At 64.0% G+C, this 12,536-nt stretch carries 10 protein-coding genes; 5 read left to right on the top strand and 5 right to left on the bottom strand.

From position 1 onward, the window contains the following. The first annotated feature begins 160 nt into the window (after positions 1-160). The 5 genes from carA (at position 161) to CA2_RS02285 (ending at position 6,737) form a co-directional block, all read left to right on the top strand. The gene (gene carA, locus CA2_RS02305; protein WP_042412193.1) at positions 161-1,333 is read left to right on the top strand and encodes a glutamine-hydrolyzing carbamoyl-phosphate synthase small subunit; all 1,173 of its coding nucleotides are present in this window, start codon (positions 161-163) and stop codon (positions 1,331-1,333) included. Beyond that, positions 1,326-4,574, top strand: a complete 3,249-nt coding sequence (gene carB / locus CA2_RS02300; RefSeq protein WP_042412192.1) for a carbamoyl-phosphate synthase large subunit — start codon at positions 1,326-1,328, stop codon at positions 4,572-4,574. Before carA ends, carB begins: the two co-directional genes overlap by 8 nt. A gap of 218 nt (positions 4,575-4,792) precedes the next feature. Then, positions 4,793-5,269 (top strand): transcription elongation factor GreA, encoded by a 477-nt coding sequence (gene greA, locus CA2_RS02295; protein WP_042412503.1) that lies wholly within the window; start codon positions 4,793-4,795, stop codon positions 5,267-5,269. Between the two features lie 7 nt (positions 5,270-5,276). Then, positions 5,277-5,723 (top strand): hypothetical protein, encoded by a 447-nt coding sequence (locus CA2_RS02290; protein ID WP_052369796.1) that lies wholly within the window; start codon positions 5,277-5,279, stop codon positions 5,721-5,723. Between the two features lie 216 nt (positions 5,724-5,939). Then, positions 5,940-6,737: a transporter substrate-binding domain-containing protein gene (locus CA2_RS02285; protein ID WP_042412190.1), complete on the top strand. Its 798-nt coding sequence runs from the start codon at positions 5,940-5,942 to the stop codon at positions 6,735-6,737. A 76-nt stretch (positions 6,738-6,813) separates the two neighbouring features. Here the strand turns inward: CA2_RS02285 and fumC are convergent, their stop codons facing one another. From fumC to gsiD, 5 genes are all read right to left on the bottom strand, one after another. After that, complete coding sequence (fumC, locus tag CA2_RS02280) at positions 6,814-8,205, bottom strand: class II fumarate hydratase (protein WP_042412187.1); 1,392 nt, start codon at positions 8,203-8,205, stop codon at positions 6,814-6,816. A 775-nt stretch (positions 8,206-8,980) separates the two neighbouring features. Next, on the bottom strand, positions 8,981-9,721 hold the full coding sequence (locus CA2_RS02275; RefSeq protein ID WP_042412185.1) for an aspartate/glutamate racemase family protein: 741 nt from the start codon (positions 9,719-9,721) through the stop codon (positions 8,981-8,983). Then, positions 9,718-10,536 (bottom strand): M55 family metallopeptidase, encoded by an 819-nt coding sequence (locus CA2_RS02270; RefSeq protein ID WP_042412183.1) that lies wholly within the window; start codon positions 10,534-10,536, stop codon positions 9,718-9,720. The genes CA2_RS02275 and CA2_RS02270 overlap by 4 nt, the downstream gene beginning before the upstream one ends. A gap of 59 nt (positions 10,537-10,595) precedes the next feature. Continuing rightward, on the bottom strand, positions 10,596-11,624 hold the full coding sequence (locus tag CA2_RS02265; protein WP_174435593.1) for a P1 family peptidase: 1,029 nt from the start codon (positions 11,622-11,624) through the stop codon (positions 10,596-10,598). Then, positions 11,621-12,529: a glutathione ABC transporter permease GsiD gene (gene gsiD, locus CA2_RS02260; protein WP_042412182.1), complete on the bottom strand. Its 909-nt coding sequence runs from the start codon at positions 12,527-12,529 to the stop codon at positions 11,621-11,623. The genes CA2_RS02265 and gsiD overlap by 4 nt, the downstream gene beginning before the upstream one ends. Positions 12,530-12,536: the final 7 nt, after the last annotated feature.

Genomic DNA, 12,536 nt, shown 5'->3' with positions numbered 1-12,536 from the left:
TGCTGCGAAAGGAAGTGGCTATAATGAGAGGCTTTTCAGCATTCTTTCCATACGCCTAGCGACGCTTTCCTCGTCATCACTGTAGATAAGCAACATGCCGCACGACGCTAGGTCGGGTGGCGCGCGCTGGGCGTAACCGTACTTAGAACCGGAGAATCCAGTGCTTTTGTCTCTTCAGGGAAGCTTCCCATCCGCCATCCTGGCGCTCGCAGACGGCACGGTCTTTGTTGGCAATTCGATTGGTGCGCAAGGCACCACAGTGGGTGAGGTGGTGTTCAACACCGCCATCACGGGCTACCAAGAAATCCTCACCGACCCCAGCTACTGCCAACAGATCGTCACGCTCACCTATCCCCACATTGGCAACTATGGCGTCAATGTCGAGGACATCGAAGCTGACCAAGTCCATGCCGCAGGCTTGATCATCAAGAACCTCCCCCTGCTGGCCAGCAACTTCCGCATGGGCGAGACCCTGTCGCAGTACCTGGTGCGCAACCAGACCGTGGCGATTGCCAACATCGACACCCGCAAGCTGACCCGCCTGCTGCGTGACAAGGGCGCACAGAACGGTGCCATCCTGGGCCTGGCCGCAGGCGAAGCGGTCACCCAGGCGCGCATCGACGAAGCCCTGGCCGCCGCCAAGGCCGCTCCCGCGATGAAGGGCCTGGATCTGGCCAAGGAGGTGACGACGGCAGCCGCCTACGACTGGTCGGAAACCGAGTGGAAGCTGGGCGAAGGCTATGGCCAGCTCGAGAACCCCAAGTTCCACGTCGTGGCCTACGACTTTGGCGTCAAGAAGAACATCCTGCGCATGCTGGCCGAGCGTGGCTGCAAGCTGACCGTGGTGCCGGCCCAGACGCCCGCCAAGGACGTGCTGGCACTGAACCCCGATGGCGTGTTCCTGTCGAATGGCCCTGGCGACCCAGCGCCATGCGACTACGCCATCGCCGCGGCGCAAGAGATCATGGCCGCCAAGAAGCCCTTGTTCGGCATCTGCCTGGGCCACCAGATCATGGCCCTGGCCTCCGGCGCCAAGACCTTCAAGATGCAAAACAGCCACCACGGTGCCAACCACCCCGTGAAGGACCTGGATACGGGCCGCGTCAGCATCACCAGCCAGAACCACGGCTTTGCGGTGGAACTGGAAACGCTGCCGGCCAACCTGCGCGCCACGCACGTCAGCCTGTTTGATGGCACGCTGCAGGGCCTGGAGCGCACCGATGTGCCCGCCTTCTGCTTCCAGGGCCACCCCGAGGCTTCGCCCGGTCCCCACGATATCGCCTACCTGTTCGACCGCTTCACCGCGCTGATGGAGAGCCACAACAATGCCTAAGCGCACCGACCTCAAAAGCATTCTGATCATCGGCGCCGGTCCCATCGTGATCGGCCAGGCCTGTGAATTCGACTACTCCGGCGTGCAGGCCTGCAAGGCGCTGCGCGAAGAGGGGTACAAGGTCATCCTGATCAACAGCAACCCCGCCACGATCATGACCGACCCTGCCACGGCGGACGTGACCTACATCGAGCCCATCACCTGGCAGACGGTCGAGAAGATCATCGCCAAGGAACGCCCCGACGCCATCCTGCCCACCATGGGCGGCCAGACAGCGCTGAACTGCGCCCTGGACCTGTGGAAGCACGGCGTGCTGGACAAGTACCAGGTGGAGCTGATCGGCGCCAAGCCCGAAGCCATCGACAAGGCCGAAGACCGCCTGAAGTTCAAGGACGCCATGACCAAGATCGGTCTGGGCTCCGCGCGCTCCGGCATCGCCCACTCCATGGACGAGGCCTGGGAAGTGCAAAAGCGCGTCGGCTTCCCCACCGTGATCCGCCCCAGCTTCACGCTGGGTGGCACGGGCGGTGGCATTGCCTACAACGCCGAAGAATTCGAGACCATCTGCAAGCGTGGTCTGGAGGCTTCGCCCACCAACGAGCTGCTGATCGAAGAATCGCTGCTGGGCTGGAAAGAGTACGAGATGGAAGTGGTGCGCGACACCGCGGACAACTGCATCATCGTCTGCTCCATCGAGAACCTGGACCCCATGGGCGTACACACCGGTGACTCCATCACCGTAGCACCCGCCCAGACGCTGACCGACAAGGAATACCAGATCATGCGCAACGCCTCGCTGGCGGTGCTGCGTGAGATCGGTGTGGACACGGGCGGTTCCAACGTGCAGTTCTCGGTGAATCCCAAGGACGGTCGCATGATCGTCATCGAGATGAACCCCCGCGTCTCGCGTTCCTCGGCGCTGGCCTCCAAGGCCACGGGCTTCCCGATTGCCAAGATCGCGGCCAAGCTGGCCGTTGGCTTCACGTTGGACGAGCTGAAGAACGAAATCACGGGCGGTGCCACCCCCGCGTCGTTCGAGCCCACCATCGACTACGTGGTCACCAAGATCCCACGTTTCGCGTTCGAGAAGTTCCCCACGGCCGACAACCGCCTGACTACGCAGATGAAGTCCGTGGGCGAAGTGATGGCCATCGGCCGCACCTTCCAGGAATCCTTCCAGAAGGCCCTGCGCGGTCTGGAAGTGGGCGTGGACGGCATGAACGAAAAGACCCAGGACCGCGAAATCCTGGAAAAGGAACTGGGCGAGCCCGGTCCTGACCGCATCTGGTACGTGGGTGACGCGTTCGCGGCCGGTTGGTCGCTGGACGAAGTGCACGCCATCACCAAGATCGACAAGTGGTTCCTGGTGCAGATCGAAGAGATTGTCAAGATCGAGCTGGACTTGGACCAGCACTTCGAAGCCCATGGCGACAAGGCCCTGTCCCTGCTGGACGCCGCCACGCTGCGCACGCTGAAGCAAAAGGGCTTCTCCGACCGTCGCCTGGCCAAGCTGCTGCACACCACCGACAAGGCCGTGCGCGAAGCGCGCAAGGCGTTGAAGGTGCGCCCCGTGTTCAAGCGCGTGGACACCTGCGCGGCCGAATTCGCCTCCAACACGGCGTACATGTACTCCACGTACGACGAGGAGTGCGAAGCCGCACCCACGGACAAGAAGAAGATCATGGTGCTGGGCGGTGGCCCGAACCGCATCGGCCAGGGCATTGAGTTCGACTACTGCTGCGTGCACGCCGCCATGGCCATGCGCGAAGATGGTTACGAAACCATCATGGTCAACTGCAACCCCGAGACCGTGTCCACCGACTACGACACGTCCGACCGCCTGTACTTCGAGCCCCTGACGCTGGAAGACGTGCTGGAAATCGTCGATGTCGAACAGCCCGACGGCGTGATCGTGCAGTACGGCGGCCAGACGCCGCTGAAGCTGGCCCTGGGCCTGGAAGCCGAAGGCGTGAAGATCATCGGCACCACACCCGACATGATCGACGCTGCCGAGGACCGCGAGCGCTTCCAGAAGCTGCTCAACGACCTGGGCCTGCGCCAGCCACCGAACGCCACGGCGCGCACCGAAGGTGAAGCCCTGGAAAAGGCCGCCGGTCTGGGTTACCCCCTGGTCGTGCGCCCCTCCTACGTGCTGGGTGGCCGTGCCATGGAAATCGTGCACGAGCAGCGCGACCTGGAGCGCTACATGCGCGAAGCCGTGAAGGTCTCCAACGACTCGCCCGTGCTGCTGGACCACTTCCTGTCCAACGCCATCGAGTGCGACGTGGACTGTGTGCGCGATGCCACCGGCGCCGTGTACATCGGCGGCGTGATGGAGCACATCGAGCAAGCCGGCGTCCACTCTGGTGACTCCGCCTGCTCCCTGCCGCCTTACTACCTGAAGGCCGACACCATCGCCGAAATCAAGCGCCAGACCGCCGCCATGGCCCAGGGCCTGAACGTGGTCGGCCTGATGAACGTGCAGTTCGCCATCAAGGAGCAGGACGGCCAGGACGTGATCTACGTGCTGGAAGTCAACCCCCGTGCTTCGCGCACTGTGCCCTTTGTCTCCAAGGCCACCGGCGTGCAGCTGGCCAAGGTGGCAGCGCGCTGCATGGCCGGCCAGACCCTGGCCAGCCAGGGCGTGACCAAGGAGATCACGCCGCCTTACTTTAGCGTCAAGGAAGCCGTGTTCCCGTTCGTGAAGTTCCCCGGTGTGGACACCATCCTCGGCCCCGAGATGAAGTCCACCGGTGAAGTCATGGGCGTGGGCAAGACCTTTGGCGAAGCCTTTGTGAAGAGCCAGATGGGTGCCGGCGTGCACCTGCCTGCCGAAGGCAAGGTCTTCCTGTCGGTGAAGAACAACGACAAGGCCCGTGCCGTGGCCGTGGCCAAGGAACTGGCGGCCATGGGCTACACCCTGTGCGCCACCCGCGGTACCGCGGCGGCGATTGCCGAAGCCGGCGTGGAGGTGCAGACCGTTAACAAGGTGGCCGAAGGTCGCCCCCACATCGTGGACATGATCAAGAACGGCGAAATCGCCCTGGTCATCAACACGGTGGAGGAGCGTCGCAACGCCATCGCCGACTCGCGCCAGATCCGTACCAGCGCGCTGCTGGCCCGTGTGACCACCTTCACCACCATCTTCGGCGCGGAAGCGGCCGTGGAAGGCATGAAGGCCATGCGTGGCAACCTGGACGTGCATTCCGTGCAGGAGCTGCACGCCCTGCTGACGCACTAAGTCACAACACGTCGGGTTTTACTGAGGGCATGCCGCTGCAAACGCGGCATAATGAGCCCCTGACCTAGGAACACCGCCGCGCGGCACACTGCGCGGCGGTTTGCTTTTGGGGCGTCCTATCCATACAGCCACGTCGATGTGGCACTCTGGACATGCCCCTGTGGCGCGACTGTGCCGATGTGCGCGTGTACGCCCAGCCGTATGTGGAGAAACTAGACATGGCAACCATTCCAATTACCAAGCGTGGTGCAGAAAAGCTCAAGGAAGAGCTGCACCGTCTCAAGACCGTCGAGCGTCCCAACATCATCCAGGCGATCGCCGAAGCGCGCGCCCAGGGTGACCTGAGCGAAAACGCCGAGTACGAGTCCGCCAAGGACCGCCAGGGCTTCATCGAAGGCCGCATCATGGAAGTCGAGGGCAAGCTGTCCGCAGCCCAGGTCATCGACCCCTCGTCGCTGGATGCCGGTGGCCGCGTGGTGTTCGGCACCACCGTGGAGCTGGAGGACGAAGACAGCGGCGCCGCCGTGACCTACCAGATCGTGGGCGAGGACGAGGCCGACATCAAGCTGGGCCTGATCAACATTTCCAGCCCCATCGCGCGCGCGCTGATCGGCAAGGAAGAAGGCGACACGGCCGTGGTGCAGGCCCCGGGCGGCGAGCGCCGCTACGAAATCGTCGCGGTCAAGTACATCTGAGCGGGTAATGGGCGGCAGCGGCCACAGCCCCGCAGCGGCAGCGCGCACGCCCTGGTGGCTGGCCTGCCTGTGGCTGGGCACGGTCGCGGGCAGCCTGCTGGCGGTGATCGGGCTCTTCGTCACCGAGCCGAACTGGCACCGCATCACCGCGCAGCTGCAGACGCTCAGCCTGGTGCAGACTTGGATTTCCATAGCGGCTTGCGTAGGTCTGCTGGCACTTTCCAGGCGAAAACATGCGGAAACTGAGGAAGCATGGGCGCAAGGCGCTCTGCTGATTTATGTGCTCGGTGGCCTGGTGACGGCGGTGTTGCTGCACTACGGCGTCCTGCCGCAGTGGCTGGCACGTGCACACGCATGGCTGCCACGGATCCAGATGCTGGGCTTGCTGCTGCTGCATGGCGGCTGTGCCTGGCTGGCCTGGCGCAGCCTGTACCGCTACCGCCAACAGGCCTGAGCCTGGCCGGGTCAAAGTCCTTCCAACCTCAGGACCGCCACCCCGACTTCCTACCCACCGCTGGGCGCAAGCCGCAGCGGTTTTTTTATGCCCCGCACGTGCCGGGGTGAGACGCACTGCCGCGCGCGCAGGCATGGTCTGTGCATGGAGGGGCCTTGTCCCGTGCGGCTGCACCAGCGTGCAGCGCCGGGCCGCTTTTCACCTCCGGAGCCTGTCATGCATTTTTCCCCGTCTCGCCGCACCACCTTGATCACCATGGCCGCCTGGGGCTTGGGCGCCCTCGTCACGGCCGCGCATGCGGCCCCGCTGTCCGAGATCCAGGCGCGCAAGACCCTCAACGTCGGCATCCAGACCGACTACCCGCCCTATGGCTTCATTGATGCCAGCCTCAAGCCCCAGGGCTCGGACGTGGCCACGGCCGAGCTGATCGCCAAGCAGATGGGCGTCAAGCTCAACATCGTCACGGTGACGTCGCCGGCCCGCATCCCGGCGCTGCAGGCCGGCAAGGTGGACCTGATCATCTCCTCCATGGGCAAGAACCCCGAGCGCGAGAAGGTCGTGGACTTCAGCATCTCCTATGCGCCGTTTTTCTCCGGCATCTATGCCGCCAAGGGGCTGACCATCCACCAGTTCAGCGATCTGGCCGGCAAGAGCGTGGCCGTGACGCGCGGCTCGCTGCAGGACGATGCGCTGACCAAGCTGGCGCCGGCCGGCACGCAGATCAAGCGTTTCGAGGACGATACGGCCACGATTGCGTCCTTCGTCACCGGGCAAAGCCAGGTGCTGGCCCACAGCGCCGCCGTGGCTGGGCTGACCATGCAGCGCAACCCCAAGCTGGACACCGAATACAAGCTGCTGCTGACCGATGTGCCGTGCTTCATCGGCGTGGCCAAGGGCAACAAGGAGCTGCTGGACCAGGTGAACGTCATCCTGCGCACCGCCAAGGCCGATGGCAGCCTGAACGCCATCTCGCAAAAGTACCTGGGCCGGCCTTTGGGCAACCTGCCCGAGTGAGCCAGGGCCGCCGGGCTCCGGTCATCAAAAAGGCAGCCCGCAGGCTGCCTTTTTCGTGACCGCGTTGGCCCGGTGCTCAGAGGTTGCCGACCATGTGCTTCGGCACCACCCACTGGTCGAACTGCGCGGCCGTCACATGGCCGCTGGCAATCGCGGCATCGCGCAGGCTGGTGCCCTCCTTGTGCGCCTTCTTGGCGATGTAGGCTGCCTTGTCGTAGCCGATGTGGGTATTGAGCGCGGTCACCAGCATCAGCGAGCGGCCGACCAGCTCGGCAATGCGTTCGCGGTTGGGCTCAATGCCCACGGCGCAGTGGTCATTGAAGCAGACCATGCCATCGGCCAGCAGGCGCACGCTCTGCAGGAAGTTGTGCGCCACCAGCGGGCGGAACACGTTCAGCTCGAAGTTGCCGCTGGCGCCACCAAAGTTGATGGCCACATCGTTGCCAAACACCTGGGCGCACAGCATGGTCATGGCTTCGGACTGGGTGGGGTTGACCTTGCCGGGCATGATGGACGAGCCGGGCTCGTTCTCGGGGATCGACAGCTCGCCCAGGCCGCTGCGTGGGCCGCTGGCCAGCCAGCGCACATCGTTGGCAATCTTCATCAGGCTGGCGGCCAGGGTCTTGAGCGCGCCGTGGGCGTGCACCAGACCGTCGCAGCTGGCCAGTGATTCGAACTTGTTGGGCGAGGTGATGAACGGATAACCGGTCAGCCGGGCCAGCTCGGCTGCCACCCCTTCGGCGTAACCCTTGGGCGCGTTCAGGCCGGTGCCCACCGCCGTGCCGCCCAGCGCCAGCTCGTACAGATGGGGCAGGGCGGCACGCACATGCTTTTCACCGTGGGCCAGCTGGGCTACCCAGCCGGAGATCTCCTGGCCCAGCGTCAGCGGCGTGGCGTCCTGCAGGTGGGTGCGGCCGATCTTCACGATGTCGGCAAACGCCTCGCTCTTGGCCTGCAAGGTGGTGCGCAACTGGGCTATCGCCGGCAGCAGCTTCTGCTCGATGGCCGTGACCGCTGCCACATGCATGGCCGTGGGGTAGACGTCGTTGCTGGACTGGCTTTTGTTCACGTCGTCATTCGGGTGCACCAGGCGCGACTCGCCGCGCTCGCCGCCCAGCAGCTCGCTGGCGCGGTTGGCCAGCACCTCGTTGACGTTCATATTGGTCTGCGTGCCCGAACCGGTCTGCCACACCACCAGCGGGAATTCGCCCGGGTGCTGGCCAGCCAGCACCTCATCGGCCGCGGCGTTGATGGCCTGGGATTTCTTGGCATCCAGCAGGCCCAGGGTGCAGTTCACCGTGGCCGATGCCTTTTTCACCTGCACCAGGGCGGCAATGATTTCGCGCGGCTGCTGTTCACCGCTGATGTCGAAGTTCTGCAGCGAACGCTGGGTCTGTGCGCCCCAGAGCCTGTCGGCCGGCACGGCAATCGGGCCGAAAGTGTCTTTTTCCAGGCGGGTGGCTGTCATGCGGTGCAAAGCTTCTCAAAGGTTGTGTGTGGTGACATGGGGGGGCGGGAAGCACGTTCGGGCTGCCTGGAGACCGCGGTAGGGATCAAACTGCCATGGTAGCGCAGCCATTGAGAAAAATTCTCAACACCATGCTGGTGAAACGCCTTCAACGGCTGGCCCAGTTCGGGCGTGGCCCGTGAGCTGGGTCATGCAGGAGGCTGTGATTACCGGGTTGGAGAATACTCCGCAGCGATGCTCAGCGCCGGCAGCTACAGGGCGGGGGCAAAGCCTGCGGGCGGTAATTACGCGTTGGTCATGCGGCCTTCGTCCAGAGTGCATGGACGCCGCACAAGAGATTAGCCCTTGTGGTGATGGGTTGCGACAGCGAAGTCCTTTGGGCTTGCCAAATCCTGCTCTCCAGCTGTCTTCATCATGATGTGACCGTCCTGGGTTGTTGATGTAGCCGCGCAGATGCCAGCCACCGCTTATCAGGTAGCAGTGGACACTGCGGATGCCCGGCGATCCGCAACCGACAGCGCATTCACTCTCGCCAGGGGGCTGAACGGTAGGTGGGCAGGTGCTTCCACTGTGATCACTCCATGTAGAAGCCAACACCTTGCGGGGAAGCCGCCTTTGCCGAAGATCTCGGGCCCGCGTTGCGCCTGTAATGCAGCGGTCTCACTGCAGCAACCAGCCCATCGAGGGGCGGGATGCTGCGCGAGAGGGTGACGGCAGCGTGATGAAAACCGGGTGTCGTGCGGTGCCAGTGCTGGCTTAAAGGCACCCATTTTCCTCAGTGGTGGTAGGCCTTGCGCGCCAGCGCGGCGGCGAGGAGGGCTGTAGGGTCCACTAGGGGCCAGCCTTGGGCTGCTGGTGCTTGTGGCAGGGCCAGGGGGATTTCTGTGCAGGCCATGACCAGGGGAATGTTGCCATGTGTGGCACGTAACTGGGCGCCCACGCTGGCAAAGCGCTCTTGCGCCAGCGCCAGGTTGCCCGCCTTCACGCCGTCATAAATGCCCTGCATCAGCGCCTCGCGCCCGGCCTCATCCGGCAGCACGCAGGTAATGCCGGCAGCTGCAAAGGCGGCGTCGTACAGTCCCTGGCGGTAAGTGCCTTGCGTGGCCAGCAATGCCACGCGGGTCTGGCCCTGGCGCTGCAGTTCGGCCGCTGTTTCGCGGGGCATGTGCAGCAACTCGATCTGCGGCACGCGTGCCTGCAGCGCGGCATGCCAGGCATGGGCGGTGTTGCAGGGTATGGCGGCAGCGCGTGCGCCCAGACCGGCCAGTTGTGTCAATCCGCGCACCAGCGGCTCCAGGGGCTGGGGTGCTCCAGGGTCGATCAGCGCACGGCTGCGGTCCGGCACAGGCAGTTGGGCCATCCAGTGCTCAGGGTAGGCCTGGTCCACCACGTTGTAGTCATGGTGGCGCAGCCAGCCCTCGCAAGCGGCCACAAACAGGCGCACAAAATCGACGCCCGCAGCGGGGCCCATGCCAGCCAGAATGCCCACGGTTTGGGGGGATGGCGTGGTGTTCATCGCAGCATGCTCGACATGGCGGACAGGCAGTTGAGCATGCGCACGGCCGACTCGATATCGGGCGCGGTAAAGCGCAGTGCATCACCATCGGTGCGCTCCAGCGTCGGCCATTGGCAGAACAGTTCGGCCAGCGACGTGGTCTGGGCCAGCAGATCGACGGTGATCGGGCCGTGGATGCGCAGGGGATCCACTTGCTTGGCACGTAGCACAGCCTGTGCCACACCTTCGCGGATGGCTTGGCAAGCCCGTTCGGGCGACAGGCTGACGCCGCTGGAAAAGCCGGTGGCGCGCTTGACCTGCACAAACTGCGTCTGCGGGAACGTGGACTGGTGCTCGGCGATGAACACGTCGTCACCCGAGGCCGCAATCACGGGTGCGCCATAGGCGCCGGCCAGTGCGCCGTACAGGTCCATCTCACTCACTTCCTGGCCATTGAGGCGGACGCGTGCAAACGCAAAGCTGTTGACGGTGTGCGCCAGAATGCCACGCCCTTGGGCGCGTGAGTGGTAGCCGATCATGCAGACGCCGTCGACCTTCAGTTCCACGCCAGCCACCATGCTCAGGTACCGCGGCTTGCCCTGGATGACCTGGGCGCGCGCGTCGAGCAGTTCGGGCGGCATGTTGCGAAAGCCTCCGTGCGAGTCGTTCACATAGACCTCGGTGGCGCCTCCATCAAAAGCTCCGGCAATGGCAGCGCTGGCTTCGGCGGCCATCAGGCGGCGGGCACGTTCGAATTCGGGATTGCCCGCGCGCACCTGCTCGGAGTGGTAAACGCCGGCCACGCCCTCGATGTCAACAGAGATGAGGATTTTCATGGGTCGCTTGAGGTTTTAATAAAAAATGGCCTTAGGGCTTGTTGTGAAAGCGTCAATAGCTATTTTTTTTGATTAATTACTTCGCGCAGCGTTGCACGGTGGTGTCCGTTGCGGCCGGTGACTGGTTCTGCATACCACAGTGCATGGATAATCGATTGCTCTACGCTGTCGGCGGCGGCCTGGAAGAGCCCATCGAGCTTGGCTTCATGCACCATGGCCACAGCGGGCATGGGGGCGTCGGGGGCCTGGGGCAGCGTGTAGGCCGTGGAAAAGGCCACCGCAATGTCGCCACTGCCATGGCCGTACACGGAGCCGGTGCGTGCCAGCCCTGCGGCTGCGCGCAGGGCCAGTCGACCCAACTGGCGGGAATCCAGTGGGGCATCGGTGGCCAGCACCATGATGATGGAGCCTTTCTCGACCGTGGCAGGCTGCTGGGCCGCCAGCCGCTGACCGAGTGGCTCACCACCCCACAGCAGATTGGCCTGCACGCCATAGTTCGCCAGCACCAAGGCACCTACCGTGTAATGGGCGGCGCCGATTGTGACGCAGCGTGAAGCGGTGCCGATGCCCCCCTTGAGCTGAAAACTGGACATGCCGCGCCCGGCACCCACAGCGCCCTGGGCCACATCGACACCTGCATAGGTACACGCCTGCTCGTAGTGCTGCGCAGTCACTGCCATGTGCTGGATATCGTTCAGATAGCCGTCGTTGCACTCCAACACCAGCGCATTCACGGTAGATAGCTCACGCCCGATTTCCGGGTTGGTGCGTGCGCACTGCGCAATTTGCGCTTGTGCCACGGCATGGACCGAGAAGGTGTTGGTCAGCGCAATCGGCGTTTCCAGCTGGCCCAGTTCGGTCAGTTGCATCAGCCCGACGCTTTTGCCAAAGCCGTTGATGATGGCTGCCGCCGCAGGCAGTTTGTGCTGGAACGGGTCCAGCGCATGCGGGTGAATCACGGTCACGCCGGTTTGCACGTCACCATCGGCCAGCGTGGTGTGGCCGACGGTGATGCCCGCCACATCGGTGATGGCATCACGCTGCCCGCTGGGTAGGCTGCCGATGCGCGGTGGGGCGTTGTGCATCATGACTGGCGGTCGATCTTGGGGTCCAGTGCATCACGCAGACCATCGCCCAGCAGGTTGAAGGCCAGCACCGTCAGAAAGATGGCCAGGCTGGGGAACAGCGCCACATGGGGGGCGTTCACCATGTCGGCGCGGGCTTCGTTCAGCATGGCGCCCCATTCGGGAGTTGGAGCCTGCGCGCCCATGCCCAGGAAGGACAGGCTGGCCGCCGTGATGATGGAGGTGCCCACACGCATGGTGAAGTACACCACGATGGAGGAAATCGTGCCCGGCAGGATGTGGCGGGTGATGATGGTCCAGTTGCTGGCGCCAATGCTTTGCGCAGACTCGATGTACGTCATTTGCTTGAGCACCAGCGTATTGCCACGCACCAGGCGTGCAAAGGCAGGCACGCTGAATACGGAGACCGCAACGATCACATTCGTCATGCTGCTGCCCAGAATGGCCACAACGCCCAGGGCCAGCAAGATGCCGGGGAAGGCGAACAGCACATCGGAGATGCGCATCACGATGCGGTCCCACCAGCCTTCGTAGAACCCGGCCAGCAGACCGAGCGCCGTACCGATCACGCAGCCGATGGCCACCGACAAGAAGCCTGCCGTCAGAGAGATGCGGGCACCCATCAGGATGCGGCTGAAGATGTCACGACCCAGCGGGTCTACGCCCAGCCAGTGCACGGCGGATGGACCTTCGTTCAGACGGTCGTAGTCGAAATAGTTTTCGGGGTCAAAAGGCACCAAGACGGGGGCCAAGACGGCCACGAGGACCAGCAGTGCCACGAAGACCAGGGCGGCCACCGCCACACGTTGCTTCTTGAACTTGCGCCAGAACTCGCGCCAGGGCGTGCGCACCTGTTCGGGGGCAGCCGCAGCTTGGGGGGCGGCGGAAGGGGAGACAGAGGTAGTCATACAGCTG

The sequence above is a fragment of the Comamonas aquatica NBRC 14918 genome (assembly GCF_000739875.1).
In the GTDB taxonomy this organism is placed as follows: Bacteria; Pseudomonadota; Gammaproteobacteria; order Burkholderiales; family Burkholderiaceae_C; genus Comamonas; species Comamonas aquatica.
The sequence above is the reverse complement of the archived record's forward strand: the minus strand, read 5'-3'. Positions and strand labels throughout refer to the sequence as shown.